Raw genomic sequence first — 26,686 nt, forward strand, 5'->3', positions numbered from 1 at the left:
GCAAATGGCATAGTGTCGCGCTATCGACTCGAAAACACCAAAGAGGAAGACAGCGATGATTGAACCGATGGGCGTCCTGATGCTCGGCTACGAAGGCGAGAACGAACTGAGCATTTTTCTGGGCGACGAACATGACGACGTCGTCTTCCGCTTCATCACGCTCGTCGGCGGAACGAGCGGCGAAACGCTGCGCTTCGAAGCCAGCGAAGGCATGGCGGTCGCCGATTTCTTCGACGCGCTCGACGAAGAGGAAAGCGAAACCGAAATCGCCATTCTCGATTTCCTCGAGAAGGAACAGAACGCCGCCGTGCTCGTCGCCTTCGACGGCGAGCCGCGGATTTTCGCGGTCGACGAAGAAGATTAATCGACGCGCATGCGACGCCGCGCGGCCTCTCGCCAAAGGGTGAAGAGGCCGGCGGCCACGATGATCAGCGAGCCGAGCACGATGTTCGTTTCCAGGCTTTCCCCGAACAGCAAGACGCCGATAAAGGCGGAGAGCATCAGCTGATAATAGGCGACCGGCTGCACCAGCACCGCATCGAGATGGTCATAGGCCTTGATCAGGCAGTAGTGGCTGGAAATGCCGGTGAGGCAGAGCAGCGCCATCCAGCCTAAGTCCCATCCCTGCATATTCGTCCAGAAGAACGGCCCGACGGCCGTGGCCAACGCCGCGCCGGCGACGCCGGTGTAGAAGAAGCTCACGCCCGCATCGTCCGTGCGGCTCGCGAGCCTCGTCGCCACGGAATAGGCGGCGTTGATCAGCGCCGAAGCCAGCGGTATGAGCAGCGTCATGTCGAAGGTCGCGGGATTTGGCTTCAGGATGATCAGCACACCCAGCATGCCCACCCCGATCGCCGTCCAACGCCGCCAGCCCACCACTTCCCCGAGAATGGGAACCGACAGCATCGCCACCACCAGCGGCGTGGCGGAAAAAATCGCCTGAGACTGAATGAGACCCGCCACCCGGAAGGACAGGATGGTGACCATGATCTGGCCCGCGAGCAGAAGCCCGCGCAGGATCTGCAGGTAAGGCCGGTTGGCCCGCACGGCGCCCTGCAACCCCTTGGAGGAGCGCGCCGCCATGACGGTCACGAAACCGGCGAAAGCCCAATAGCGAAACATCGTGATCAGCACGGGCGAATAGGCATGCGAGAGATGTTTGGAGATGGCGTCCTGGCAGGCGAAGATGGTGAAAGCCAGGAAGGCGAAGAGATAACCGGTCTTGTGAGGCGTCATGGGAAGCGTGTCATCGTGTTGCGTCGTCCCCCTGGGGCCTGATGAGCCTGTTCGCGCGATAATTCAAGGCTTTTGATGCTGGCCGACCGGCGATGAATATTAAGAATTCGTGTCTCCTGCGGGGCGGTGCTAAATTAGCGTCTGTTGGTTTTCTTAGGGAAGGAGAAACCGCATGCGCCTGATATTCACGAATACCTCCGGGGCCGGCGTACAGGCTGCGCTGACCGGCGGAGAAGATTTTTATCTCGCCAAGGATGTTTTTTTTGGGAGCACGAACAGCTTCGCCATCTCCAGCGCGGACTCGAACCACCGCATTGATCTCTATGGAAGCATCGTGTCCGAAAACGGCGTCGCCCTCGGCGATAGCAGCAGTGATACGAACAACCGCCTTTTCATTCACGACACTGGCGTCATCCGTACGCCGGACGACAACTCATCCTTTGGCGTTCTCGTCTATTCCAGCGCGTCACAGGTGACGAATGCTGGCTTGATCGAATCCTTTTACGGGGTCGTCTTTGAGGCGAATTCCGTTTCGACGACCTCTCGCCTGGTCAACTCGGGCAATATCGTCGGCTCAGATCCAACATATGGCGCCATCATCCGAGATGCTGCGGCGACGGAGACCATCATTATAGACAACTCTGGTACTATCAGAGGTCCAAAATCGTTCACGTCCATCGGTGTCGGCGTCGACATCATCAACAATTCCGGGACGATGATCGGTGATGTCAATCTTGGCGGCGTCGACGACAAATACAACGGCAAGAAGGGCGTCGTGAACGGTCTCGTCGATGGCGGCGACGGCGCCGACATCTTGAACGGCGGCGTCAAGCTCGACAATTTCGCCGGCGGGACGGGCACGGACACCTTGTATGGCTATCTCGGCAAGGACAAGCTCGCCGGCGGCGCCGACGCGGACACGTTCCTTTACAAGAACGTGGCGGAATCGGTCGGCAAAACCGTCGACACGATTTCTGATTTCACCAAGGCGGACTTTGATCAGATCAACATGAACGCCATCGACGCAGACACCACCGCCAAGAACAACCAGAATTTCACCTTCATCTCCAACAACGCCTTTTCGGGCGACGCGGGCGAACTGCGGTTCAACATTTCCGGCGGCAATACGACCGTACAGGCTGACATCAATGGCGACGGAAAGGCCGACTTCGTATTGAAACTGACCGGCGCGATTTCGCTGGCGACTTCCGATTTCCTGCTCTGACGCGCGTCGCCCCGCCTGTCAGGACTGCAGGCGACCGGCGATGAGTCCACGCAACGAATTGCCGACATAGAGCGTCCGGCCGACGAGATCGCCCGGACGCAAGGTTTGGACACGCGCTTTCCTGGCGCAGATCAGCGACGTCCTGAGGACGCCCGCCAGGCATCCCGACGAGAGCGGCGGCGTCAGCAAATCGCCGTCGTCGCCCGTGACGAACAGATTGGTGATCGTTCCCTCGCAAACCTCGCCCTTTTCGTTCAAGAGCAGCACCTCGTCGGCGTCTTCGCGGGAATAGTCGGCGCGGGCGGCGTCATAAACGGTTCGGCGCGAGGTCTTGTGGCGGAGGAGCGGTCCATTCGAGGCGAGATGCGCGCTCGTGGCGATGCGAAGCGTCCAGACCGCATCGATCGGCAAAGGTGTGAACCCGGCGGACTGGATCTCGAATCGACCGTCCGGCCAGAATTCCAGCCGAAGCCGCGTCGGCGCGTCGACGGCGCTTGCGGCCTTGTCGAGGGCTTTCCAAGCGGCCTCGGCCTTGGCGAAGCCCAATTTGCGCGTCGAATTGTGAAAGCGGGCTTGATGGAGCTTGCCCCTGACGATGCCAGCGCCCGGTTCGGCCCGCATGGTCTCGATCAGCGAAAAGTCCGGCGTTTGCGTCACCGCGCGATCTCCCGAGCGCCGAGCGCGAAACGCGCCTTCAGCAGGCATTCGGCATATTCGTCCTCGGCGTTGGAATCGAAGACGATGCCGCCGCCGACATTGAACACCGCTTCGCCATCGTCGAACAGCGAGATCGTGCGGATGGCGACGTTGAAGCACATCTGGCCGTCAGGCGCGACAAAGCCGATCGAGCCGCAATAGGCGTCGCGGGGGCCTGCCTCGATCTCGTGCAGGATTTCCATCGCCCTCATTTTCGGCGCGCCGGTCACCGAGCCGCAGGGGAAGAGAGCGGAGAAGATGTCGCGCAGCGTGAGGTCGGGCAAGAGCTTGGCGCGCACATGCGACACCATCTGATGCACAGTCGGATAGGTCTCGATATGAAAGAGTTTCGGCACATCGAGCGTGCCGACTTCCGAAATGCGTGAAATGTCGTTGCGCAGGAGGTCGACGATCATGCGGTTTTCGGCCTGGGTCTTCTCGTCGCCGATCATCGCAGCCTTGATCGCCTCGTCCTCGGCAGGGGAGGCGCCGCGCGCCGCCGTGCCCTTCATCGGATGCGTCTCGATCCAGCCGTCTTCATCGACCTTGAAGAACAGTTCCGGCGAGCGCGACAACAGCATGGGGCCGCCGAGATTGACCAGCGCGCCGTAATGCACCGGCTGCCGCTCGATCAGCGACCAGAAGGCGGCCAGCGGATCGCCGGTCCAGCGGGCGCGCACCGGCATGGTCAGATTGCCCTGGTAGCAATCGCCCTGGCGCAGATGCCGGTGCAGGCGGTTGAACCGCTCCTGATAGGTTCCGAAGGGCCATTCCGCTCGCGGCTCCTGCAGAAACTCCTCGTTGTCGAGGCGCTGACGGGGACGGGCGAGGGGGTGATTGGGCTTCGGCGCATCGAAGACGCCGAAGGCCATCAGCGGCGTCGTCCGGTTCTGGCCCGCATAGCGCGCCAGCCTCTTCTCGAAGAGATAGCCGGCCTCGTAGCTCATGAAGCCGGCGATCCATTTGCCATTGCGCCGCGCCGTTTCCAGCCGTTCGAAACCGCGGTCCAGCGCCGCGGCGTCGTGCGCGAGGATCAGCTGCTCCGGCTCGGCGAAAAACAGGGTCTCGTTCCTGCGATCGTCGCGAAGCAGGATGAAGGGGTCGGCTGGCGCCATGCGTTTCACGTCCTCTGGTCAGGCGCTCTTATCAAGCGCCTCCAATTCGTCGATCAGCCCTTCGATCATCGACAGACCCTTGTCCCAGAACGACGGGTCGGACGCATCGAGACCGAACGGCTTCAGAAGTTCGGAATAGTGCTTGCTGCCGCCGGCCTTCAGAAGCGCGAAATACTTTTCCTGAAAACCGTCCTCGGCGTTCTGGTAGACCGCATAGAGCGAATTCACCATGCAATCGCCGAAGGCGTAGGCATAGACATAGAAGGGCGAGTGAATGAAATGGGGGATGTACATCCACCAGTTCTCATAGCCCTCGGACATCTGGATCGCCGGCCCGAGGCTCTCGCCTTGTACGGACATCCAGAGTTCGCCGATCTGCTCGGAGGTCAGTTCGCCGTCTTTTCTCGCCGTGTGCAGCTTGCGCTCGAACTGGTAGAAGGCGATCTGGCGGACCACGGTGTTGAGCATGTCCTCGACCTTCTGCGCCAGCATCGCCTTGCGCTCGGTCTTGTCCTTGGTCTTGGCGAGCAGCGCCCGGAAGGTCAGCATTTCGCCGAACACCGAGGCGGTTTCCGCCAGCGTTAAGGGCGTCGAGGCCATCAGTGCGCCTTGGCCGGCAGCGAGAACCTGATGCACGCCATGGCCGAGTTCATGGGCGAGCGTCATCACGTCGCGCGGCTTGCCGAGATAATTGACGAGCACGTAAGGGTGCGCCGAGGGCACGGTGGGATGGGCGAAGGCGCCGGGCGCCTTGCCGGGACGCGCGGGGGCGTCGATCCAGTTCTTGTCGAAGAAGGTCTGGGTGATCTCGGCCATTTCGGGCGAAAACTGCCGATAGGCCGAGAGTACGATGTCGCGCGCCTCTTCCCATGCCACCGCAGTGGCCGGCGCTTCCGGCAGCGGCGCGTTGCGGTCCCAGTAATTCAGCGTCTCCATGCCCAGCCACTTGGCCTTCATGGCGTAATAGCGGTGCGACAGACGCGGATAGGCGGCTTTGACGGCGGCGGCCAGCGCGTCGACCACCTCGCCCTCGACGCGGTTGGACAGATGCCGGCTGTCGGCGATGTCCTTGAAGCCGCGCCAGCGGTCGGAAATGTCCTTGTCCTTGGCGAGCGTGTTGGTGATCAGCGTGAAGATGCGGATATGGTCCTTGAACACCTGGCTGATGGCCTCGGCGGCCGTGCGCCTGACATCCGGATCCTTCTCCTGCAGCTTGTCGAGCGCTGCCTCGAGCGTGACCTGCTCTCCGCCGAACGGCACGCGCAGCGCGGCGATCGTCTCGTTGAACAGCCGGTTCCAGGCCTGGCCGCCGGTCTGGGATTTTTCGAGGAACAACTGCTCGAGCCTTTCGTCGAGCTGATAAGGCTTCTCCTTGCGGAGATCCTCGATCCACGGACGGTAATGCGCGGCCTTGGCGTCATGGTCGAAGGCGGCGGCCAGCGCCGCGTCGTCGACGAGATTGAGTTCCAGCGCGAAGAACAGCAGGTGGCTCGCCATGTCGGTGATGCCTGCGCTGACATCGGCGAAGAACTTGCCGCGCGCCGGATCGGTCATGTCGCCGTAATAATGCAGCCCGGCATAGGAGCCGACGCGGCCGATCAGGTCTTCGAGGCCTTCATAGGCTTCGACCGCCGCGCCGAGGCCGTCGGCGCCGGACTGGCCGGCCGCTGCTGCGAGCTTACCCTTCCACCGCGCTTCGAACGCCTCGGACATGGTTCCGGCTTTGTCGAGATCCGCCTTGAAGGCTTCACTGTCGGGGCCGGGGTAGAGATCGGCGAGGTTCCATTCCGGCAGGGCGCCGAGATCGCTCGCCGCAACAGCCGCCTCAGGGGCGAAAACCGGCTGCAAACGGGACGCGCCGGTCAAATCGGGCATGAACTTCATCGCAGATTTCCTTTTGTTTTCTGTATTTTATCTGTTTGCCGTCCTGATCGGTAAAATGCAAGCATTTCTCAAAACGGGATTTTCAAGGCTGTTCGTCATGTTGTGTCCATGAACGGAAATAACAGGGGGAAAAGCCCGTGAACACGCATATTCTTGTGATCGATGACGATCCCGTGCAACGTCGGCTTCTCAAGAACGCCGTCGAGCGCATCGGACATACGCCGCATCTCGCCGAGAACGGCAAGATGGGTCTGGAATCGCTCGAGCGCCACGGCGACAAGATCAGCGTGATCATTCTCGACCTGATGATGCCGGAAATGAACGGCATCGCTTTCCTCAACGCGCTGCATGAAAAAGGCGTCGACATTCCCGTCATCGTCCAGACCGGGCAAGGCGGCATCGACACAGTGGTCATGGCCATGCGGGCCGGCGCCTTCGACTTCGTCGTCAAGCCGGTCAGTCCCGAGCGCATCGGTTCGGCCATCAACAATGCGCTGAAGGTGGACCGCACCAGCCAATCGCGCAACCCGGCGCGTTCGCGCAGCGGCGCGGTGCGCTTCACCGACATCGTCGCCGTCAGCCCGGCCATGGCCCGCGTCATGGAACTGGCGCGGCGCGCAGCGCAATCCGACATCCCGGTCGTTCTGGAAGGCGAATCCGGCGTCGGCAAGGAGATGGTCGCTCGCGCCATCCAGGCGGCCAGCGATCGCTCGGGAAAACCGTTCATCACCGTCAATTGCGGCGCCATTCCGCACAATCTGGTCGAGAGCATTCTGTTCGGCCATGAAAAGGGAGCCTTCACGGGCGCGACCGAAAAGCATGCCGGCAAGTTCATCGAGGCCGACGGCGGCACGCTGTTCCTCGACGAAATCGGCGAACTGCCGCTCGACGTCCAGGTCAAACTGCTGCGCGCCATCCAGAATGGCGAGATCGAGACGATCGGCGCCCGTCGTCCGCAGAAGGTCGACGTCAGGCTGATCTCGGCCACCAACAAGGATCTGATCGCCGCCGTGAAGGCCGGGGAGTTCCGCGAAGATCTCTACTACCGCCTCAACGTCTTCCCGATCACCATCCCGGCTCTGCGCCGGCGCAAGGAAGATATTCCGGTTCTCGCCCGCGCTTTCGTCGAACGTTTCTCGGCGGCGCAGAAGCTCGATGTCGTTCCGGAACTGACGCCTGCCGCCATGGCGCTGCTCACCGCCTTCGACTGGCCCGGCAATATAAGGCAGCTGGAGAATTCGATCTTCCGCGCCGTGGTGCTCGCCCGCGGCCCTCAGCTGGGCATCGAAGACTTCACCCAGATCGCCGCGCAGATTCCCGGCTACATCAATGAAAGCGGCGAGAGCATCTTCGCCGGCTCCCGCGACGTGCTGGCGGCGCCCTCACTCGCCGGCGCGGAGCCGCCGGCCGGTCTCCCCGTCTTCACGCGCCCGGCGGCGGAGGCGGTCTATCGCGCCGAGGCGGCGCGCGCCGTGGTGCACAGCCCGCTCACCGAGGGCATTCTATCGGCGATCGGCAGAGATGGCGGAGTGCGCACCATCGCCTCCGTCGAGGAAGAGCTGATCCGCTTCGCGCTGCGCTTCTACCGGGGGCAGATGAGCGAAGTCGCTCGCCGGCTCGGCATCGGTCGGTCCACGCTTTACAGGAAGCTCAAGGACTACGGCATCGATCCCGACGATCCGCTGAAGCAGCTGACGTTGGAGAATGTCGCCGGCTGAAAACGCTCCGGCTGACGAGCAAGGCCCGCCGTGTCCCTCACGCGGCGGGCCTTGCTCTTCGGCGCGCATCACCGAAAATGCGCGCCGGTTGACGCCGATCATGGCGGGCCGCGCCAGTTCGGAGCAAGCAGGGACCGTCAGGTTGGATATTGAAACGCTTGGCTGATTCGTTAAAAAAGACTGGAAAAAAACGCGAAAGCTGCGATAAAGCCTGCGATTGTTAAAAAACCTGATTGGCGTTTAGCCGGTGTTAGTGCATCGTTCACTATAACTTCGGACGGGACGTCAAAACGCGATTGCCATCGTCTAACCTTAATTGACCATTATTGGAAATAAGGGTAGCGGCGGCCAGTGTACGGGGATCGAGTTGCATCACGAGGTTGAGACCAAGAGCCGGGCAGCCGGCGCTGTTCGTCGCATCGCGAAAGCGGTCGGCGCGGCGCGCGTGGGCCTTCGGGCCGTGATCCCGGCGATATTGTTCGCTTTCGTCGCCCTGCAGGGCGAGCCGGCCTCCGCCGCGCAGACGCGGGCTTTGAAGATCTACCACGTCCATTCCCGCGAAAAGGCGATCATCGTCTTCAAGCGCAACGGTCGCTATGATGCGGCAGGTCTGAAGAAGCTGAATAATATCCTGCGAGACTGGCGCCGCAACGAACCGACGCGGATGGATCCGCGCCTGTTCGACCTGATCTGGGAAGTCTACCAGAAATCCGGCTCCCGCGATTATATCAACGTCATCGGCGGCTACCGTGCGCCCGAGACCAACGCCATGTTGCGCTCTCGCACCAAGGGCGTGGCCGAACGCAGCCAGCATGTGCTGGGCAAGGCGATGGACTTTTATATCCCGGACGTCTCGCTGCGCAAGCTGCGCGAAATCGGCATGAAATTCCAGGTCGGCGGAGTCGGCTTCTACCCGACGTCCGGCTCGCCATTCGTGCATATGGACGTCGGCGGCGTTCGCTCCTGGCCGCGCATGCCGCGCCGCGAATTGTCGCGCCTGTTCCCCGATGGTCGCACGTTGCACAAGCCTGCCGAAGGCGGAGTGATGCCGGGCTATGCGTCGGCGCTCGCCGACTATAAGCGCCGCGTCGGCTCCGACGCCATTCTCGTGGCGGGCGGCGGCTCCAACAATTCCGACCGCGACACGACTAAGCGCAAGAGCCTGCTGGCCGCGCTGTTCGGCGGCGGCGACGAGGACGAGAGCGATATCGCGGACGCCGAAGTCCAGGTCGCGGCCGCGCCGGCCAAGAAATCCAAGCCGGAGACCCAGCAGGCCGTATTGACGGCCGCCATCGAGCCCGAGGACAAGCCGATCAATGCGCCGGTTCCCTCATTGCGCCCGGCTGAACCCGTCCAGCCCGCCATCGAGACCGCGCTCTTGTCGACCCGCCGCAATCCGGCGGAGGAGGCCATGCAGGCGGCTCTGACGCCGAAGCCCGAAGATCAGCCCGAATTCATCGATCTCGCCAAGGTGCATGTGCCTGCCCCGAGCCTGCTCGGCGAGCGCAAGCAGCCAGGCGACGGCCAGGGCGAGACCCAGCCTGCGATGATGACGGCGTCTCTCGATCCGGCCACGGCCGCGCTGCTGACATCGGTGCCCGTGCCCGGCGCGCGTCCCGGAGAGCAGCAGGCGGATGCCGGCAAGGACGACGAGATCACGATTCCCGCCGGCGACGTGAAACCTGAAGAGATCGCGGCGCTCGCTGCGCAGTCCAGCGCCATTCCCTCGACGGAATCGACCGACGAAGACGAGGTGGCCGGCATCATCGACAGCATCGACGAACCTGCTCGCGGTCAGGAAAAGCTCGCAGAACTGGCTTCCTTGGACGTAACGCCTGAAACCGCCACGCGTTCCTTCGAACCTGCTGCAAGTCAGGCCGCCAAGCCCGTCGCCAAGCCGCTTCAAAAGAACCAGGTCGAAAAGAAGACGTCCGGCCCGGAGTTGACGGGCAATATGATCGCCAAATGGGCGCTGAGCAAAGGCCGCGTGGCCGACGTCACGAAGCCGGTCAAGGCCCCGCGTTTCGTGAGCAAGACCATGCGCGTGCAGCCGACGGAAATTTACGCCGACGGGTTCACGCAGTCCGCCCGGATCGATCCGGCGCGCTTTTCGGGATCCGCCGTGAATTTCATTCCGGTGAAGAAGTTCCCGGATATGAATTGACGCTCGTCATCGAGACATGAAAAAACCGCCGGCGACGGCGGTTTTTTTATATGCGTCGATCTGCGGCGATCACTCGTCCGGCGGACCTTCGATCATGCCGAGCGCCATCAGATAGGTCTCTAGGATCGCTTCCTGCTCCATGCGCTCATCCTTGTCCTGCTTGCGGATCTGGATGACTTTCTTCAGGATCTTGGTGTCGAAGCCCGTGCTCTTGGCTTCGCCATAGACGTCCTTGATGTCGTCGGCGATCGTCTTCTTTTCTTCTTCCAGCCGTTCGATGCGCTCGATGAAAGATCTGAGCTGATCGCGGGCCACGCCATGCGCGTCGGACATATGCCTGCTCCTTCTGATTCCTGTTCTCAATCCGGGCCGATGACCTGCAGCGAAAGGCCGGCGAGGTCAAGCGGAATCGCGGGGAGGCGTCTATTCCTTCGGGCGGTTCATCTCGAAGGAGGCCTTCTGCGCCTCATTCGCCTCGCGCTGGTTCAGCCGTTTCCAGTCTTCATAGGGCATGCCGTAGATCGCTTCGCGCGACTGGTCCTTGGTCAGCGGCAGGTTGGCCTGTTCTGCGGCGTCGAGATACCAGTTGGCCAGGCAGTTGCGGCAGAAGCCCGCCAGATTCATCAGGTCGATATTCTGCGTGTCCGGCCGGTTGCGCAAATGGCTGACCAGCCGCCGGAAGGCCGCGGCCTCCAACCGGGTGACGTCGTCCTCGCTCAATGCGCTCATGGCAGTCTCCTCAGGCCCAGATGCGGTCGGTCCGCGATGGAAAGATTTCGATGCGATGCAGGTCCGGTTCATCGTTCAGCGCCGTAAACACGGGCGTGAGCCTGTCGGCCCAGAGCGCCACGCCGTCGTCCGTGGCGATCTCGTCCTGGCGGACTTCGAGCAGCGCATGCGGACGTCCTGCGACTGTGCAGTGACGATGCATGGTGTCGCCGCTCAAGGCGCCGTCATAGGGCTCGTTGTCGCCCACGATGACGCCGTCGATGTCGCGCAATGCCGAAATCAGCCGCATGGCGGCGCGGGGATCGGAATCCCACAGCACGGCGGCCTGCCAGGGCCGCGCCACGCCCTTCCAGTGCGGCGTGTAGGAATGCAGCGACAGAACGAGTGCGGCCCGCCCGGAGGCTCGCTCGGTTTCCGCGATTACCTCGCTCACCGCCTGATGATAGGGCCGGTGAAAGCGTTCGATGCGGACGCGCTGCTCTTCCGCGCTCAGCGGATGATTGGCGGGAATGATCGCGCCGTCGGAAATGCGCATGATCAGGGTCGGGTCGTCTTCGCCGCGATTGGGGTCGATTAGCAGGCGCGAAAAGCGGCTCATCACCGCCGGCGCGCCCAGCCGGGCCGAGAGGCTGCGCGTCAGCGCCTCCACGCCGATGTCATAGGCGATGTGCCGTTCGAAGGCCTCGGGCGGCAGGCCGAGCGATCCATAATCCGCCGGCAGGCGGTTGGTGGCGTGGTCGGCGAGCAGGACGAGCCCGCAAGCGGGGTCGCCAGGCAGAATTTCATAAGCGGGATTCAAGGACATCGACATAATTTTTCACGTTTTTGCTGTCTTGTCATGCCGGCCTGGCGGTTTCAAGGCGGTCCGTGTTGAGACTTTGTTCAAGGCCTAATAGTATCGGAATCAAGCGTCTGACCCGGTTTGTCCCCGCATGCGGCGGGAGTTTGCATAATGCGAGCCTCCGCTGATGAGAATGTCAGGCTTTTGGACCGATATAATCGATTGAATTTTGCGTTGACAATCCTGTGCCGCCAACGCACAAGGGCAATCAGCAGGTGGGAGCCAGCTCTACGTCATGCTCGTGAATTACATCCTCCGTATGGTGGCGCCGAATCGCCGCGCAGTCGTTCGCTCGTCAGTCGATCCTCAATCGGCGTCCCGGCGTTCGTTCGCGATGTTGGCCGCGCCCTTGGCCATCGGTTTCGGCGCGGCGTTTGCGGCGCCCGGCGTTGCAAAGGCGGAGTTCCGCGTCTGCAACGCGACACAGAACCTCGTCGGCGTGGCCATCGGCTATCGCGCCAAGGATGGATGGATTTCCGAAGGATGGTGGCAAATCCCCGCAACCACATGCGCCACCCTCATCGAGGGCAAACTGCAGAGTCGGTTCTATTATCTCTATGCGGAAGACGCCACGCGCGGCGGCCGCTGGACCGGCAATGTCAACATGTGCGTGGCGGAGAACGAGTTCAAGATCACCGGCGTCCAGGATTGCTATGCCCGCGGCTACCAGCAATTCGGATTCAAGGAATATGACACGGGGCGGCAGGGAAGCTGGATGGTTCAGCTCACCGACACGCCCGCAGCACAAGAAAGTCAGAATTGATGAAGCGGAACAGGAAAGTCAAAATCCTCGCCACACTCGGCCCTGCCTCCAGCGAAGAGGCGATGATCGAGAAGTTGCATGAGGCCGGAGCGGACCTGTTCCGCATCAATATGAGCCATGCCAGCCATGATCTGATGCGGACGCTGATCAGCCGCATCCGCGCCGTCGAGGCCCGTTCGGGTCGTCCGATCGGCATTCTCGCCGATTTGCAGGGGCCGAAGCTCCGCGTTGGTAAATTCGCCAACGGCCCCGTCGATCTGACCCCCGGCCAGATCTTCACCTTCGACAACAATCCCGAGCCCGGCGACGCCACCCGCGTCAACCTCCCGCATCCGGAAATTCTGGAAGCCGTCAAGCCCGGCCATCGCCTGCTGATCGACGACGGCAAGCTGCATCTGGTCGCCGAAGAATGCGATGGAACCAAGATCGTCGCCAAGGTCGTCGCCGGCACCCGTATCTCCGACAAGAAGGGCGTCAGCCTGCCCGACACGCTGCTCGGCATCGGCGCGCTGACCGAAAAGGACCGCGTCGACCTCGAAGCCGTGCTCGCAACCGGCAGCGTCGACTGGGTGGCGCTGTCCTTCGTGCAGCGCCCGGAAGACCTCGCCGAAGTTCGCAAGATCTCCAAGGGCCGCGTGGGCCTGATGTCGAAGATCGAAAAGCCGCAGGCGATCGAGCGCATCGACGAGATCATCGAAATGTCCGACGCGCTGATGGTGGCCCGCGGCGATCTCGGCGTGGAAATGCCGCTCGAAGCCGTTCCGGGCCTGCAGAAGCAGCTCACCCGCGCCTGCCGCAAGGTCGGCAAGCCCGTCGTCGTCGCCACCCAGATGCTGGAATCGATGATCACCGCGCCGGTGCCGACCCGCGCCGAAGTCTCCGACGTCGCCACCGCCGTCTTCGAAGGCGCCGACGCCATCATGCTTTCGGCGGAATCTGCCTCGGGCCAGTATCCGATCGAAGCGGTGAGCACCATGGCGTCGATCGCCAGCACGGTCGAGAAGGATCCCTATTACACCAACATCATCCACGCCCAGCGTCCGAAGCCGGAACCGACCGGCGCCGACGCGATCTCGCTCGCCTCGCGCGAAATCGCCGAGACGCTGAAGCTGACGGCGATCGTCTGTTACACGGGCTCGGGCAATACCGGTCTCCGCGCCGCCCGCGAGCGTCCCACCGTGCCGGTCCTGGCGCTGTCGCCGATCATCGAGACGGCCCGCCGTCTGTCGGTCGTCTGGGGCCTGCATTGCGTGGTGACCGAAGACGCCTCCGACCTCGACGACATGGTCAACCGCGCCTGCCGCATCGTCCATGCCGAAGGCTTCGGCAAGCCGGGCGACCGCGTCATCATCACCGCCGGCGTTCCGCTCGGCACGCCGGGCGCGACCAACATGCTGCGCATCGCCTATATCGGCTCGGACGGCCAGAGCGGCGTCTGATCAGGGTTTGGGCGCGATCCGCGCCTCGACCTCACGCACGATGCTGTCGAGATCGCGGGGCTTTCCCGCGATCTTTTCTATTGCGGCGATCGCCAGATCGGTGGCGATGTAATCGGGCTTATGGCCGAGATTGCGCACCCAATAGAGCTCCGAATTCGGCAGGTCGCGTTTCAGCCCGCGAGAATGGATTTCTTCCAGCACGATATCGTCGCTATCGCCGGTGATCACGATCGCCGGCGCGGTGATCTCCTTGTAGCGCGGCTGCACGTCTTCCACATAGGCGAGCAGGCTTGCGACGTCGCGGGCATTGTCGCAAAAGTTCATCGGACGCAGCACCAGCGGGATCGCCGCCCTGTCGAGATAGCCGGTGGGCACGGGATTGGGCGCAAAGACGTGCTCGACGCCCTTGTTCAACTGCATCAGCCCGGCCGGAAGCGCGATCGTGCTGCAAAACAGGGCGCCGACCACCGGCGTGTTGGCGAGATCGTAATACCAGTCCACACCGCCCGGCCAGGGATGCGTCGCGGGCGACAGGAACACCAGGCCCTGCGTCATGTCGGGATGCCGCAACGCGAAACTGGCCGCCGTCGCCCCGCCGAAGGAATGACCGACGACGATGGCGCGGGACATACCCTTCTTGCGCATCAGCGTCGCGATCGCATCCGCCTGTCCGGCCGGCGTGAGGTTCTCAGGCCCGCCGCGCTCGGAATAGCCATGGCCGGGCCGGTCGACGAACAGCATCTCGGCGCGGGTCTTGAGCGGTTCGAAAAAGGCGCCCCAGGGATCACGCAGATTGCCGCTCGCGCCATGGATGAACACCAGCGGCGGCAAGTCCGCGCCTTCCGGTCGCGGCCAATGCAGGCTGTTCATGCTGAAGCCGCCGATATCGGTCAATGCGCCGATATTGGGATAGCGCGCGGCGATGCGCGCCGCTTCCCAACGGCTGAAGGCGTAGGCGAGTGCGGCGAGGGCGACAACCGCCATGAGAATGGCGGCGAGACATTTGGCGAAGACGATCATGACGGCCGGCGGGTGAAGGACAGGAAATGGGCTCGGCAGATAATACGCACGAACGGCCGGGAGGTTTCAGGTGCGCTGGCCGTCGATCTTGATCATCAGGTCGATTGCGCGTTTCTGGGCGTCTCGGTCGGCGGGGTACCAGTCGAGATAGGCCTCGATCGCTTCAAACGCCTGTTGGTCTCGTCCGGATTGCGCGAGAATCGCGGCGAGACCCGACAAGGCGCCGAGGTGCCGCGGCTCGAGCTTCAGCACATGCGCCGTGTCGGCCATGGCTTTGGGGAAATTGCCCATCTGGTAATGCAGCGTGGCGCGGGCGTTCCATCCTCCCGCATAGTCGGGGGCGAGCAGGGTGACCTGGTCGAGGAAATCGAGCGCCGCGCCGAAACGCTTTTCCTCGCTCGCTTTTCGGGCGTTTTCCATCAGCATGTCGACGGTGGCGCTGCCGGACTCCGTCAGGCCGTTGGCGATACGATCGGCGATCAGCCGGGCCGCCTGCGGATTGCGCTCTTTCTTGAGCTGGACGAACAGCAGGTCCAGTTCCTCGTCCGGCGGCGTCAGTGGCGGAATCTTCCGCTCGACGATGCGTTCGGGAACCGGCGTCCCCGTCTTCGCCTCGGCGGCCAGAAGAGGAGATGTCAAGGCGAGGGATAGGGCAAATACAAAAAAGCGCATGGCGGGCATGGTAACCCGCCAGCGCCAATTCGCCAACAAAAAACTGAAGCCGGGCTGATCAGCCCTGGCGCGCCTTGTAGCGCGGGTTCAGCTTGTTGATGATGTAGATCCGGCCCTTGCGGCGGACCAGACGGTTTTCACGATGACGTGCCTTAAGCGCTTTCAGCGAATTCTTGATCTTCATTGTACTGATCCGGACCTGTTTGCCGGTCGCCCGGCGTGACTGACAATTCAAAGGCGCGCCATTCACCGAAGGGCGCGCCCGAAGTTGGGAGGCATGTAACGGGAGACTCTATTTCTGTCAACCGCACCGGCTGCTTTTTCAACGTTTCAGCCTGTTTTCCCAATCAAAAAGCCGGCCCACGGGCCGGCTTCCAATCATGCGTGCGCCTGAAGCGCGGGCGGTTTACTGGCCGCCGAACGCGGTCTTCAGCAGCGACAACTGCGCCTGAACCGAATTCTGATTGTTGGCTTCGATCGCCGGGGTTTCCGCCGGACGATAGATTTCGCGATCGAGGACCGAGACGCGATTCTGCAGGCGCACGGAACGGTCGACCAGATCGCGGAACGCTTCCGGCAGATCGCTCCAGCCCGGCGCGTTGCGGTCGACGTTGAACGAGTCCAGGCGCACCTTCTTCTTTTCGGAGACGACCTGCTCGCGCGTCATTTCGCCATTGTTGATCGCCCGCTGCAGGAGCAGCCAGGAGGCGACCTGCATGAGACGGGTGGTCAGGCGCATCGATTCGGCGGCGTAGAGGACCGAGGACATGCGCGGCAGGCTCTTTGAAGCCAGGCGGCCTGCGCCGTCGAGATAGCCCGCCGTCTCTTCGACCAGCGCCATGCCTTCGGCATAGAGCGCCTTGAACTGTGAAGACGAAGCGACGTGGCCGGCAAAACTGATGGTGTTGGCGCCCGATTCAAGCATTGTCGTTTCCTGTTTACGCATGACTACACTAACGATCCGTCTGAGCATTAAGATCCATCTGGGTCGCTGTTCTTAACAGGATCATGCCGCCAGTCCCGGCTTTTCGCAACATGATTCTTAAGAAAGGGTTAATCTCCACAACTTGACTCGAAAGCGGTGGAACTCCCGAGCTTCCGCTCTCCGCGCGCCAGCCGGAAAACGGGCAAAAAAAGAGCCGCGAAAAGCGGCTCTCAAGGTAAAACAGGGAGAAAAATCAGACCACTTCTCGAAACGAGACCGCCTGAATCCAGAAGCTCTGGATAACAACAGCTATACGCCGGGAAGGTTAACAAACAGTATAAATCCGGCTTTCTGACGTAGCGGCAAGTCGAAATGGAACAGCGCGTCTCGGGGGTCGACGGGTCGCGCTCGCCGTTGCGTCGCGCCGGTGGACAGCATGGGATTCACCGTCTGCTTGCCTCTTCAATTCGGCGCAATTCTCATTTAGTTTCCAACCGTCATTTGCAGGAGTGGACAGGTTCATGGCCGGTGCGGGTTTTTTCGGGGGCGACCAAGGCGAATCGGCGGAGGGAGCGGTCTACGGGCGCAAGCTTTCGAGCCCGATGTCCTATTTCTGGACGATGGTGGTGTTTCTCATACTGGTCGGCTTCGCCGGCGCCATTCTCTTCCGACAGGCGCATGCCGCCTTTTCGGCCAATCCGGGCCTCAACGGCCTGATTCTCGGCGTGGCGCTGATCGGCATCCTGCTGGCCTTCAATCATGTGCTGTCGCTCAGGCCCGAGGTGCGCTGGTTCAACTCCTTCCGCGCGGCCGGCAGCGCCGAGAAAGTCGGACGCGATCCGGTCATGCTCGCGCCGATGCGTGCGCTGATGGGGTCGTCCAACACCGGCGCCATCTCGACCGCGGCGCTGCGCTCCATCCTCGATTCGATCGCAACGCGTCTCGACGACACGCGCGACACCACCCGCTATCTCACCGGATTGCTGGTGTTCCTCGGTCTTCTCGGCACCTTCTGGGGTCTGCTCGGCACGATCGGCTCGATCAATTCGGTCATCCAGGGGCTGGATCCCGGCACAAATGAGAGCGCCGACATTCTCAATACGCTGAAGCAGGGCCTGTCGGCGCCGTTGCAGGGCATGGGCACGGCGTTTTCCTCTTCGCTCTTCGGCCTCTCCGGCTCGCTGATCCTCGGCTTTCTCGACCTGCAGGCCGGTCGGGCGCAGAACCGCTTCTACAACGAACTGGAGAACTGGCTGTCTTCGGTCACCGACGTCTCTTCCGATTTCGCTCCGGTGATCGAGGCGGGCACGGGTTCGACCGAGGAGTTGAAGTCGCTTTCCGAGCAACTGGTGCGCATCACCCAGGAAGGCGGCGGCAATCAGCGCTCCACCGCCGCCATGGCCAGCCTCGCCGAGGGTATCCAGGGTCTGGTGCGCAACATGCGCACCGAGCAGCAGATGCTGCGCGACTGGATCGAGGCGCAGCAGGAGGAGGCCAAGGCGCTCCGGCGCACGCTCGACAAACTGACCGAAAAATTCGAGGACAAGTGAGATGGCCTTGCGGCGTCGCGGCGGCCAGCGCAGCATCGATTACTGGCCGGGTTTCGTGGATGCGCTCTCCACGCTGCTCATGGCCATCATGTTCCTTCTCACGGTGTTCGTGCTCGGCCAGTTCATCCTGAGCCGCGAAATCACCGGCAAGGACGAGGTGCTGGATCGGCTTAACAGCCAGATCAACGAACTCACCCAGCTGCTCGCGCTCGAAAAAGGCAGCAAGCAGGATGTCGAGGACAGTCTCGCCAATATCCAGGCGCAACTCGCCGACGCGGAGAGCGAGAAGTCGCGGCTGCAGCAGTTGCTGGATCAGGGCGCCGGCTCGTCGGCGACCGCCAACAAGCGCATCGGTGAACTCTCCGGCGAACTCGACGCCCAGAAGCAGATCAGCGAGCAGGCGCTCAATCAGGTCGAACTGCTCAACCAGCAGATCGCCGCATTGCGCTCGCAGATCGCCGCGGTCGAACAGGCGCTGCAACTGTCGGAGACGCGGGACAAGAATTCCCAGGCCAAGATCGCCGATCTCGGCCGTCGCCTGAATGTCGCGCTGGCCCAGCGTGTCCAGGAACTCAATCGCTACCGGTCCGATTTCTTCGGTCGCCTGAGGGAGATCCTTTCGGACCGCGAAAACATCCGCATTGTCGGCGACCGTTTCGTCTTCCAGTCGGAAGTTCTGTTCCCGTCGGGTGGTCCGGATCTCAATCCGGCCGGTCAGGAGGAGATGGGCAAGCTCGCGACGGCGCTGATCGAGCTGACGAAAGAAATTCCGGCCGAGATCGACTGGGTGCTGCGCGTCGACGGCCATACCGACAACGTGCCGCTCACCGGCTCGGGTCGCTATCGCGACAACTGGGAGCTTTCCTCCGCGCGCGCCACGTCGGTGGTCAAGTTCCTGATCTCAAAGGGCGTGCCGGCCAACCGGCTGGTGGCGGCGGGTTTCGGCGAATTCCAGCCGATCGCCGAGGGCGACACGCCGGAAGCGCGCTCGCAGAACCGACGCATCGAGCTCAAGCTCACCGAGAAATAATCAGTCGCGCAGGAGCGCGGTCATGCCGAGGGCTGCGAGCATCACGAGGGCGATTTTCCAGAAGTCGCGACGTCGCCGCAACCCCGGCAGGCCGAGCGGGCGGATGAGGTGCAAAACCATCAGGATGACGCCGAGAAGCGGAAGAATTTTCGCCAAATCTCAAATCCTTAAAAGTTTTGCCTTAGTCTCGGCGGGATGATCCGCTTGTTTGCGGCGCATGGGCAGGTCGCGACGCCGGGGGACGACGGACGAATCGCGGGCTTGTCGAAATCCATATCACCGCTCTCCGGTCTCGTCAGGCTCAGCCGCGCGGGGGAGGGGAGACGCCAATCTTGCTCAGGGGATCGACGATGCCGCAAAACCTCGTTTCCGTCATGGCGCTTCTCATCGGAACGCTGTTTCTCTATCTCGGAAACGGTCTGCACAGCCTGGTCATGCCCATGCGCGGCACGCTCGAAGGCTATTCGGAAACGGTGCTCGGCTTCTTCGGCACGTCCTGGGCGGCGGGTTTCGTGCTCGGTTGCATCTTCGCCCGTCCCCTGGTCAAGCGCATGGGCCATGTCCGCGCCTTCTCGGGCTTCATTTCGCTCATCGCCATCATCGCGCTGATGACCGGCATCACCGTCAATCCGACCTTCTGGGTGCTGTCGCGCGCCGCCACCGGCTTCGGCACCGCCGCGACCGCCATGATCATCGAAAGCTGGCTCAACGAGCGCGCCACGAACGAGAGCCGCGGCATGATCTTCTCGCTCTATATCTCGATCACGCTGATCGGGGTTGTGGGTGGTCAGATGACCGTGGCGTTCGTCGATATCCAGACGCCGATCCTGTTCATGATCGCCGGCATCTTCTATTGCGTGGCGATGATCCCGACGCTGGTGTCCAACGCGCAATCGCCGGCGCCGCTCAGCGAGATCAAGCTCGACCTGGCCGCGCTCTACCGCAATTCGCCGGTGTCCTTCATCGGCATCCTGCTGGTCGGCATCGCCAACGGCGCCTGGGGCACGCTGGGCGCGGTGTTCGGCGCCAAGGCCGGCCTGTCCTCGGGCGATATCGCGCTGATGATGACGATCACCATTTTCGCCGGCGCGGCGATGCAGATGCCGGCGGGGCGCATGTCCGACCGCATGGACCGTCGTTATGTTCTCGCCATTCTCTCCGGCATCGCCTGGCTCGCCGGCTTCCAGATCTTCGTGCTCGAGCCGCAGAATGTGCTGACGCTGCTGCTGCTGATCGGCGTCTACGGCGCGACCGCCAATGCGCTTTATCCGATCGCCGTGGCGCACGCCAACGACTTCGCCAAGCCCTCCGACTTCATGAATGTGTCCGGCGGTCTGCTGCTGCTCTACGGCGTCGGCACGGTGATCGGCCCGACGCTCGGCGGTCCGATCATGGAGCGTTTCGGACCCTATGCGCTGCTCGGCGTCACGGCGACTGCGCATGCGCTGATCACGGCCTACGCCATCATCCGGTCGCGGCTGCGCGCGCCGATCCCGGTCGGCGAACGCGACAGCTATCAGAGCATTTCGTCGGGCACCCAGACCACGCCGGAAAGTCTGGCGCTCAACCCGCGTTCTCAGCTATCCTCCGCTGCAGCCGACCAGACGCCGGCCAAGCCGGACAGCGATGCAGGAGTGGAAGCCGCATGAGCCTCATCGACGACGACAAGCCCGCCCGCAAACGCGCCCATGAGATCGGCATGGACATTTCCATGCTGTCGGCGGACGAACTCCGCGCCCGCATCGCGCTGCTCGAGGACGAGATCGCCCGGCTCGACCGCGAGATCGCCGCCAAGACGTCGAGCCGCAGCGCCGCCGAATCCCTGTTCAAATCCTGAGACGGGCCATTGTCGCTGCCCATTCGCCTCAAGCGCCATGTCGTTCGCCGCCCGCGCTTTTACGGGGCGGCGGCCCTGGGCGTTGTGCTGCATGCCGGGCTCGTCTGGTCGACAGCCGTCAGCCACGCCGTCAGCCTGCTCGTGTCCTGGAACGTCTCGGTTCTGCTGTTCTTGGCGCTGATCTTCGTGCTGATGCTGACCTCGGACGACGGCGACATGAAGGAGCGGGCCAAGGCGACGGACGAGGGGCGTTTTGCCGTTCTCGCCTTTTCGTTCCTGGCGGTGATCATCAGCCTGGGGGCGACCATCGCGGTGCTCTCGCAGGTCCGCCATGGCGAAGGCGCGGACGGCGCATTCCATGCGGCGCTCGCGGCCTTCACCATCGTCTCGTCCTGGATCTTCATCCATGTGATCTTCACCGAGCACTATGCGCATGAATATTATCTGTCGCTCGACCGGCGGGGACAGGGCGGGCTGATCTTCCCCGACGAGACCGCGCCCAACTATGTCGATTTCCTCTATTTCTCCTTCACCATCGGCGTCGCGAGTCAGACGGCCGATATTTCCGTCGCAAGCCGCGCCATGCGCGCCACGGCGCTGGTCCATTCGGTGATATCCTACCTGTTCAACGCCTTCATTCTGGCGCTGACCGTCAACATCGCCTCCAATCTCCTGTGAAACGCCGCCCATGCGCTCGGTTCGGGCGCGGTGACGCATTGCCCCCCGCGCAAAACAAGCCTAAACGCTTCACCCTAGAATTAGGGACCGATCATGGACTTCAAGGCGCTGAAAAACGAAATCCGGACGGGAAGGCTCGCGGCGCGCGACGCCATCGCCGAGACCGACCGCATCGAAAAGAGCCTGGCGATCGCCGATCACGCCGCTCGCGCGCTTTCCTTCGATCCCGGTCAGATCATTTCTGGCTTCTTTCCGATCCGCTCGGAAGTCGATCTCCGCCCGCTGATGCACCATCTCAAGAGCCAGGGCGCGAGGCTCTGCCTGCCCGCGGTCCTCGACCGGCAGACCATCGCCTTTCGCGAACTGGTGAATGGCGCGCCGCTGGTCAGCACCGGCTTCGGCACAACGGGTCCGGGCCCGGACGCGCCGATCGTCGATCCGGAGATCCTGCTCATGCCGCTCTCGGCTTTCGACGCCGACGGCAACCGCATCGGCTACGGCGCCGGCCATTACGATCGCGCCATCGCGCGGCTCCGCGACAAGGGCATGACGCCGCGTCTCATCGGCGTCGCCTTCGATTGCCAGCAGGTCGAGGCGGTTCCCGCCGAGGCGCATGACGTCCCGCTCGACGCCATGGTGACCGAAAGCGGCTACAGGACATTTTCGAAAGGACAGTAAATGCGGCTTCTCTTTCTCGGCGACATGGTCGGCCGCGCGGGCCGGCAGGCGGTCTGGGACCGTCTGCCGGGCCTCATCTCCGATCTCAAGCTCGATTTCGTGGTGGTCAACGGTGAAAACGCCGCCGCCGGCTTCGGCATCACCGAAGAGATCTTCCTCGACACGCTCGCCGCCGGCGCCGATGTGGTGACTACCGGCAACCATGTCTGGGATCAGCGCGAGGCGCTGGTCTTCGCCGATCGGCACGACCAGTTCATCCGCCCCGCCAATTTTCCGCCCGGCGCGCCGGGCAAGGGCTCGGGCGTGTTCATCGCCCGCAACGGCGCCCGCGTGCTGGTCTCCAACATCATGGGCCGGGTGTTCATGCATCCCGATCTCGACGATCCCTTCATGGCGGCAGAGCGCATTCTCGACGCCTGCCCGCTCGGCGAACAGGTCGATGCGGTGCTGTTCGATTTCCACGCCGAGGCGTCGAGCGAGAAGCAATGCTTCGGCCATTTCGTCGACGGCCGCGCAAGCCTGGTGGTCGGCACGCATACGCATGTGCCGACGGCCGATTGCCAGATACTCAACGGCGGCACCGCCTATATGACCGACGCCGGCATGTGCGGCGATTACGATTCCTCGCTCGGCATGGAGAAGGAGGAGCCGCTCAACCGCTTCATTACCAAGATCGCCCGCGGACGCTTCGAGCCGGCCAATGGCCCGGCGACGATCTGCGGCGTCGGCGTCGAGATCTCGGATCGCACAGGTCTGGCCGAGAAGGTCGCGCCGCTGCGCCTGGGGCCGCGGCTCGCCGAAGCCATCCCTGCCTTCTGGGCTTGAAGCGGCGTCATCCGGCTGTCGCCAGACGATAGTAAATGATTTATAAATTTCTGCCGGCTTCGGCGGAAACTTATGAATTCAAAGCCTATTGTCACGCGAGGGTTTCATGAGCAGCCAATTTTCGTCGCATGTGGTCGGTCTTCTGGCCGATGTCGTCCGCTTGAATCGCGCCGTCTATGGCAGTTCCGACTATCTGGCGGAAAAATACCGCGATCAGATGGACGCCAGCAGCGATCCCGACGCCGCTGGAAATAGAGAGGCCCTGTTCGTTTACGACGCCTATGACGCCTATCTCGCCAAGTCGGGTTTCAACACGCTGACATCGTCGGATCTCGGCTTCCCGGACAGCGAAATTTCCGCAAGCGACGACAGCGACGGCTACGACCGGAACTTCACCTATTCGGGAGGTCTGTTTCGCAACAACTATATCGGCTCCGGCGAAGACGCCGAGGCCTTTACGGGCGCCGGCGCGGTGGCGATCGTCACCACCAAGCCGAACGACACCGGCGAAACGCTGCATCTGACCTTTCGCGGCACGGATGCGGACGGGCCCTTGGCCGATGGCGAAGCGGGCACGGGGTCCGGTCAGGCGCGTTACTATCGGCAGCTTCAGGGCCTGATCGACCAGATCTACGACTATGTCGGCGATCCCGACAACAGGATCACCGCAATCGTGGTCTCCGGTCACAGCCTCGGCGGCACGGTGGCGGATCTCTTCGCAATCTATGACGGCGCCCGTTTCGCGGCTCTCGACGGCGTGAAACTGTCGGTCGTTTCCCTGGCGTCCGCCGGCATCGATCCCGCCGCGCTGGACATCCTGACGGATTACGACAGGTCGCTGGCGTCCTTCGACGAGGACGGAGCTCTGCAGCTGTCGACGCCGGACTGGTATTTCCAGTATGACCAGGCCAACGACATCGTTCGCAATCCCTCGAGCTACGACGCGGTGGCGCATGCCGAGGTCGATCCCACCCAGGCGTTGATCACCGGATTTTCCATCGCGGCGATTTCCGATCAGGTCCATTTCAACGACAACAGGCTGCAATTCGAGACGCCGTTGATCGACCAATATGCGATCTCCGCCAATCTCGACACGACATTCCTCGTCAACCACTATGCCGATCTCTACGAGTTGATCGGCACGGAATTCTCCAAGGCCTGGACCTATGCCGCCGACGTGACTTATGGCCGGTTCGTCGCATTGTTCGGCGAGAGCGCGGCCTTGCGCGGCGTCAGCGGCGACAACAACGTCAACGGCTTTGGGGTCGCCGTCGACAACACCGTCAATTATGGCAGGGAGAGCGCCAATCTCTTCATTCTCGGCTTCAGCGGCGACGACGTCATCACTGGCGGTTCGGGACGGGATCTGCTCGAGGGCGGCGGCGGCGACGACACGCTGAGAGGCGGAAAGCGTGGCGACATTCTTCTCGGCGACATCGGCGGCGCGACCGGAAATGACCGCCTGTGGGGCGGCGAGGGCTCCGATACGTTCCATGCGGGCGGAGGCGACGACCGCATATGGGGCGACGTGGGCGCGGACATCTTCCACTCCGGCCGCGGCGACGACAGGATGTGGGGCGGCGGCGGCGCGGATCTGTTCGTCTTCAGCCGCCGGGACGGCGATGACGTGGTGCTGGATTTCGACGCACAGGACAAGATCGATCTGACAGCCTTTTCCGGTATCGAGAACTGGCGTGATCTCAAGGCGCAACATATCGATCAAGAGGGCCACGACCTGGTCATCCTCGGGCGTCATGGCGAGGATACGCTGACCCTCAAGCAAACGACGCTTGCAGATCTGGACCGGGCCGACGTCTTGTTTGCGTAACGCGATCGTGACTGTCGACCGTTGCCGCCTACTGGACGCGGGCTTCGACGCAGGGCATGCTCCTCGCCGATAAACCTTGGTTTGAGCGAGGTGCATGAATGCTGAAATGGGCGGCGTTTATGGTGTTGGTCGCGGCCACGGCGGCCTCGGCTCAGGACAGGCCGAGACATTTCAGCCAGTGCCAGGCCATCGCGCAGAGCCTGCCTGGCGCGCGCTACGCCGCCTATCAGGGCCAGGGACTTCCGGTTCTCAAGGCTGCGATGACCGACCAGACGGTGCGCATCACCTTTCTCGGCCATTCCACCTTCCATATCGTCACGCCCGAAGGCGTCACCATCGCCACCGATTATTCCGGCTGGCACAGGCCGGAAGTCCCGCCGATGGTGGCGACGATGAACCATGCCCATTCCACCCACTTCACCCTGACGCCGGATCCCGAGATCGATTACGTGCTTCACGGCTGGAGCGATACGCCCGGCGAGAAGGCGCAGCATGAAGTGATGCTGCGCGATACGTTCATCCGCAATGTCACGACGGACATCCGCCGTTACGGCGGCGAGGAGAAGGACGGCAATTCCATCTTCATCTTCGAGGTCGCCGGCCTCTGCATCGGTCATCTCGGCCATCTGCATCACGAATTGTCGGAGGGGCATTACACCGAAATCGGTCGGCTCGACGTGGTCATGGTCCCCGTCGACGGAGGTCTCACAATGGGCGCCGACAAGATGAGCCGCGTCGTCAAGCGCCTTCGTTCGTCGCTGGTGCTGCCCATGCACCGGCGCGGGCCACCGGTCGAAACCTTCCTCGCGCTGTTCGGGTCCGACTTCGATTTTCGTTTCGCTGAGAGCGCAACCGTCGACGTCTCGCTCACTTCCCTGCCGAAAAAGCCGACGATCCTCGTGCTTCAGGGGCTTTAACCGTCCGGCTCGGCGCTTGGCCCCCTTGAACGGCGTGCTGTCCGGCAATATAAGGCCGCATCCAAAAGACAGTCACAACAAAGACGGCAGGAACGCCCATGGCAGGCCATTCACAGTTCAAGAACATCATGCATCGCAAGGGGAAGCAGGATTCGATCCGTTCGAAGATGTTCTCCAAGCTCGCCCGCGAAATCACCGTGGCCGCCAAGGCCGGCCTGCCCGACCCGACCATGAACTCGCGCCTGCGCCTGGCCATCCAGAACGCCAAGGCCCAGTCCATGCCCAAGGACAATATCGACCGCGCCATCAAGAAGGCGTCGGGCGCCGATGGCGAGAATTATGACGAAGTCCGCTACGAAGGCTATGGCCCCGGCGGCATCGCCGTCATCGTCGAGGCGCTGACCGACAACCGCAACCGCACCGCCTCCAATGTCCGCTCGATCTTCACCAAGGCCGGCGGCGCATTGGGCGAAACCGGCTCTGTGTCCTTCTCCTTCGATCACGTCGGCGAAATCACCTACAAGCTGGCCGCCGGCGACGCCGACAAGGTCATGGAAGCGGCCATCGAAGCCGGCGCCGACGATGTCGTGACCGACGAAGACGGCCACACCGTCTATTGCGCCTTCGAATCTCTCGGCGAAGTCTCCAAGGCGCTCGAAGCCCTGCTCGGCGAAGCCGAAACGGTCAAGCCGATCTGGAGGGCCCAGAACAGCATTCCGGTCGACGAAGAGCGGGCGCAATCGCTTATGAAGATGAGCGACGCTCTGGAAGACGACGACGACGTCCAGAATGTCTACACCAATATGGATATTCCCGAAGACGTGATGGCCAAGCTTTCGGCTTAATAAAAGATTGGCGCCGGGTGATCTCGGCGCCATTTTTGTTGATGGCGTGCGCCGCCCCTCATCCCCCTGCC

The 26,686-nt window shown here is 62.6% G+C and carries 28 protein-coding genes; 16 read left to right on the top strand and 12 right to left on the bottom strand.

Translation table 11 applies throughout. From position 1 onward, the window contains the following. Positions 1-55: 55 nt before the first annotated feature. A complete protein-coding gene (locus OCK01_RS10940; protein WP_263823953.1) occupies positions 56-364 on the top strand; it encodes a hypothetical protein in 309 nt (102 codons plus the stop codon). Here the strand turns inward: OCK01_RS10940 and OCK01_RS10945 are convergent. Beyond that, positions 361-1,236 (bottom strand): DMT family transporter, encoded by an 876-nt coding sequence (locus tag OCK01_RS10945; protein WP_263823954.1) that lies wholly within the window; start codon positions 1,234-1,236, stop codon positions 361-363. The two genes, OCK01_RS10940 and OCK01_RS10945, sit on opposite strands and share 4 nt — an antisense overlap. 172 nt (positions 1,237-1,408) lie before the next feature. On the opposite strand from OCK01_RS10945, the gene OCK01_RS10950 reads away from it, so the two are divergent. Continuing rightward, positions 1,409-2,461 (top strand): calcium-binding protein, encoded by a 1,053-nt coding sequence (locus OCK01_RS10950; RefSeq protein WP_263823955.1) that lies wholly within the window; start codon positions 1,409-1,411, stop codon positions 2,459-2,461. 18 nt (positions 2,462-2,479) lie between these two features. Here the strand turns inward: OCK01_RS10950 and OCK01_RS10955 are convergent, their stop codons facing one another. The 3 genes from OCK01_RS10955 to OCK01_RS10965 are packed head-to-tail and all read right to left on the bottom strand — an operon-like array spanning position 2,480 to position 6,147. Further along, positions 2,480-3,118, bottom strand: coding sequence for an aminotransferase class IV family protein (locus tag OCK01_RS10955; RefSeq protein ID WP_263823956.1), 639 nt, complete (start codon positions 3,116-3,118; stop codon positions 2,480-2,482). Next, positions 3,115-4,272, bottom strand: a complete 1,158-nt coding sequence (locus OCK01_RS10960) for an aminodeoxychorismate synthase component I (protein ID WP_263823957.1) — start codon at positions 4,270-4,272, stop codon at positions 3,115-3,117. The genes OCK01_RS10955 and OCK01_RS10960 overlap by 4 nt, the downstream gene beginning before the upstream one ends. Positions 4,273-4,290: 18 nt before the next feature. Beyond that, complete coding sequence (locus OCK01_RS10965; RefSeq protein ID WP_263824025.1) at positions 4,291-6,147, bottom strand: M3 family oligoendopeptidase; 1,857 nt, start codon at positions 6,145-6,147, stop codon at positions 4,291-4,293. Between the two features lie 146 nt (positions 6,148-6,293). On the opposite strand from OCK01_RS10965, the gene OCK01_RS10970 reads away from it, so the two are divergent. Together OCK01_RS10970 and OCK01_RS10975 are read left to right on the top strand one after the other, a co-directional pair. Further along, positions 6,294-7,874, top strand: a complete 1,581-nt coding sequence (locus tag OCK01_RS10970; RefSeq protein ID WP_263823958.1) for a sigma-54-dependent transcriptional regulator — start codon at positions 6,294-6,296, stop codon at positions 7,872-7,874. A 367-nt stretch (positions 7,875-8,241) separates the two neighbouring features. Then, on the top strand, positions 8,242-10,038 hold the full coding sequence (locus OCK01_RS10975; RefSeq protein WP_263823959.1) for a DUF882 domain-containing protein: 1,797 nt from the start codon (positions 8,242-8,244) through the stop codon (positions 10,036-10,038). A gap of 69 nt (positions 10,039-10,107) precedes the next feature. On the opposite strand, the gene OCK01_RS10980 is transcribed toward OCK01_RS10975, so the two are convergent. The 3 genes from OCK01_RS10980 to OCK01_RS10990 all read right to left on the bottom strand — a co-directional run bounded on the left by OCK01_RS10980 (position 10,108) and on the right by OCK01_RS10990 (position 11,572). After that, positions 10,108-10,371 carry a DUF2312 domain-containing protein gene (locus OCK01_RS10980; protein WP_137154864.1) on the bottom strand — a complete coding sequence of 88 codons (264 nt, stop codon included), beginning with the start codon at positions 10,369-10,371 and terminating at the stop codon, positions 10,108-10,110. Positions 10,372-10,461: 90 nt separating this feature from the next. Then, the gene (locus tag OCK01_RS10985) at positions 10,462-10,767 is read right to left on the bottom strand and encodes a DUF1244 domain-containing protein (protein ID WP_263823960.1); all 306 of its coding nucleotides are present in this window, start codon (positions 10,765-10,767) and stop codon (positions 10,462-10,464) included. A 10-nt stretch (positions 10,768-10,777) separates the two neighbouring features. Then, on the bottom strand, positions 10,778-11,572 hold the full coding sequence (locus OCK01_RS10990; protein WP_263824026.1) for an N-formylglutamate amidohydrolase: 795 nt from the start codon (positions 11,570-11,572) through the stop codon (positions 10,778-10,780). Positions 11,573-11,942: 370 nt separating this feature from the next. On the opposite strand from OCK01_RS10990, the gene OCK01_RS10995 reads away from it, so the two are divergent. Then, positions 11,943-12,371 (top strand): DUF1036 domain-containing protein, encoded by a 429-nt coding sequence (locus OCK01_RS10995; protein WP_182828526.1) that lies wholly within the window; start codon positions 11,943-11,945, stop codon positions 12,369-12,371. Beyond that, positions 12,371-13,810, top strand: a complete 1,440-nt coding sequence (gene pyk, locus OCK01_RS11000) for a pyruvate kinase (protein WP_263823961.1) — start codon at positions 12,371-12,373, stop codon at positions 13,808-13,810. Before OCK01_RS10995 ends, pyk begins: the two co-directional genes overlap by 1 nt. Here pyk and OCK01_RS11005 read toward each other — a convergent pair whose 3' ends face one another. From OCK01_RS11005 to OCK01_RS11020, 4 genes are all read right to left on the bottom strand, one after another. Continuing rightward, a complete protein-coding gene (locus OCK01_RS11005) occupies positions 13,811-14,830 on the bottom strand; it encodes an alpha/beta fold hydrolase (RefSeq protein WP_263823962.1) in 1,020 nt (339 codons plus the stop codon). Positions 14,831-14,896: 66 nt separating this feature from the next. Beyond that, complete coding sequence (locus tag OCK01_RS11010) at positions 14,897-15,511, bottom strand: tetratricopeptide repeat protein (RefSeq protein ID WP_263823963.1); 615 nt, start codon at positions 15,509-15,511, stop codon at positions 14,897-14,899. Between the two features lie 49 nt (positions 15,512-15,560). Beyond that, entirely contained in the window at positions 15,561-15,686 is a 126-nt protein-coding gene (gene ykgO / locus OCK01_RS11015) for a type B 50S ribosomal protein L36 (protein ID WP_025557146.1), read from the bottom strand. Between the two features lie 222 nt (positions 15,687-15,908). After that, positions 15,909-16,427 (bottom strand): DUF1465 family protein, encoded by a 519-nt coding sequence (locus OCK01_RS11020; RefSeq protein ID WP_182828528.1) that lies wholly within the window; start codon positions 16,425-16,427, stop codon positions 15,909-15,911. A 521-nt stretch (positions 16,428-16,948) separates the two neighbouring features. On the opposite strand from OCK01_RS11020, the gene OCK01_RS11025 reads away from it, so the two are divergent. Then, positions 16,949-17,977: a flagellar motor protein MotA gene (locus OCK01_RS11025; RefSeq protein ID WP_263823964.1), complete on the top strand. Its 1,029-nt coding sequence runs from the start codon at positions 16,949-16,951 to the stop codon at positions 17,975-17,977. Between the two features lies 1 nt (position 17,978). Further along, positions 17,979-19,007, top strand: a complete 1,029-nt coding sequence (locus tag OCK01_RS11030) for a peptidoglycan -binding protein (protein WP_263823965.1) — start codon at positions 17,979-17,981, stop codon at positions 19,005-19,007. Here OCK01_RS11030 and OCK01_RS11035 read toward each other — a convergent pair whose 3' ends face one another. Continuing rightward, entirely contained in the window at positions 19,008-19,163 is a 156-nt protein-coding gene (locus OCK01_RS11035) for a hypothetical protein (protein WP_263823966.1), read from the bottom strand. A gap of 194 nt (positions 19,164-19,357) precedes the next feature. Here OCK01_RS11035 and OCK01_RS11040 point away from each other — a divergent pair, with 194 nt between their 5' ends. The 8 genes from OCK01_RS11040 (at position 19,358) to OCK01_RS11075 (ending at position 26,615) form a co-directional block, all read left to right on the top strand. Beyond that, the gene (locus OCK01_RS11040; protein ID WP_263823967.1) at positions 19,358-20,656 is read left to right on the top strand and encodes an MFS transporter; all 1,299 of its coding nucleotides are present in this window, start codon (positions 19,358-19,360) and stop codon (positions 20,654-20,656) included. Further along, positions 20,653-20,844: a DUF1192 domain-containing protein gene (locus OCK01_RS11045; RefSeq protein WP_263823968.1), complete on the top strand. Its 192-nt coding sequence runs from the start codon at positions 20,653-20,655 to the stop codon at positions 20,842-20,844. Before OCK01_RS11040 ends, OCK01_RS11045 begins: the two co-directional genes overlap by 4 nt. A gap of 9 nt (positions 20,845-20,853) precedes the next feature. Further along, the gene (locus OCK01_RS11050; protein ID WP_263823969.1) at positions 20,854-21,522 is read left to right on the top strand and encodes a DUF1345 domain-containing protein; all 669 of its coding nucleotides are present in this window, start codon (positions 20,854-20,856) and stop codon (positions 21,520-21,522) included. A gap of 93 nt (positions 21,523-21,615) precedes the next feature. Continuing rightward, a complete protein-coding gene (locus OCK01_RS11055) occupies positions 21,616-22,200 on the top strand; it encodes a 5-formyltetrahydrofolate cyclo-ligase (protein WP_263823970.1) in 585 nt (194 codons plus the stop codon). Continuing rightward, positions 22,201-23,025: a YmdB family metallophosphoesterase gene (locus tag OCK01_RS11060; protein ID WP_263823971.1), complete on the top strand. Its 825-nt coding sequence runs from the start codon at positions 22,201-22,203 to the stop codon at positions 23,023-23,025. Positions 23,026-23,131: 106 nt separating this feature from the next. After that, a complete protein-coding gene (locus OCK01_RS11065) occupies positions 23,132-24,853 on the top strand; it encodes a hypothetical protein (RefSeq protein ID WP_263823972.1) in 1,722 nt (573 codons plus the stop codon). A gap of 119 nt (positions 24,854-24,972) precedes the next feature. After that, complete coding sequence (locus OCK01_RS11070) at positions 24,973-25,770, top strand: MBL fold metallo-hydrolase (RefSeq protein ID WP_263823973.1); 798 nt, start codon at positions 24,973-24,975, stop codon at positions 25,768-25,770. 98 nt (positions 25,771-25,868) lie between these two features. Then, positions 25,869-26,615 (top strand): YebC/PmpR family DNA-binding transcriptional regulator, encoded by a 747-nt coding sequence (locus tag OCK01_RS11075; protein ID WP_263823974.1) that lies wholly within the window; start codon positions 25,869-25,871, stop codon positions 26,613-26,615. The last annotated feature ends 71 nt before the right edge of the window (positions 26,616-26,686 follow it).

It is taken from the genome of Rhizobium sp. TRM95796 (assembly GCF_025779995.1).
Classification (GTDB): Bacteria; Pseudomonadota; Alphaproteobacteria; order Rhizobiales; family Rhizobiaceae; genus Rhizobium_E.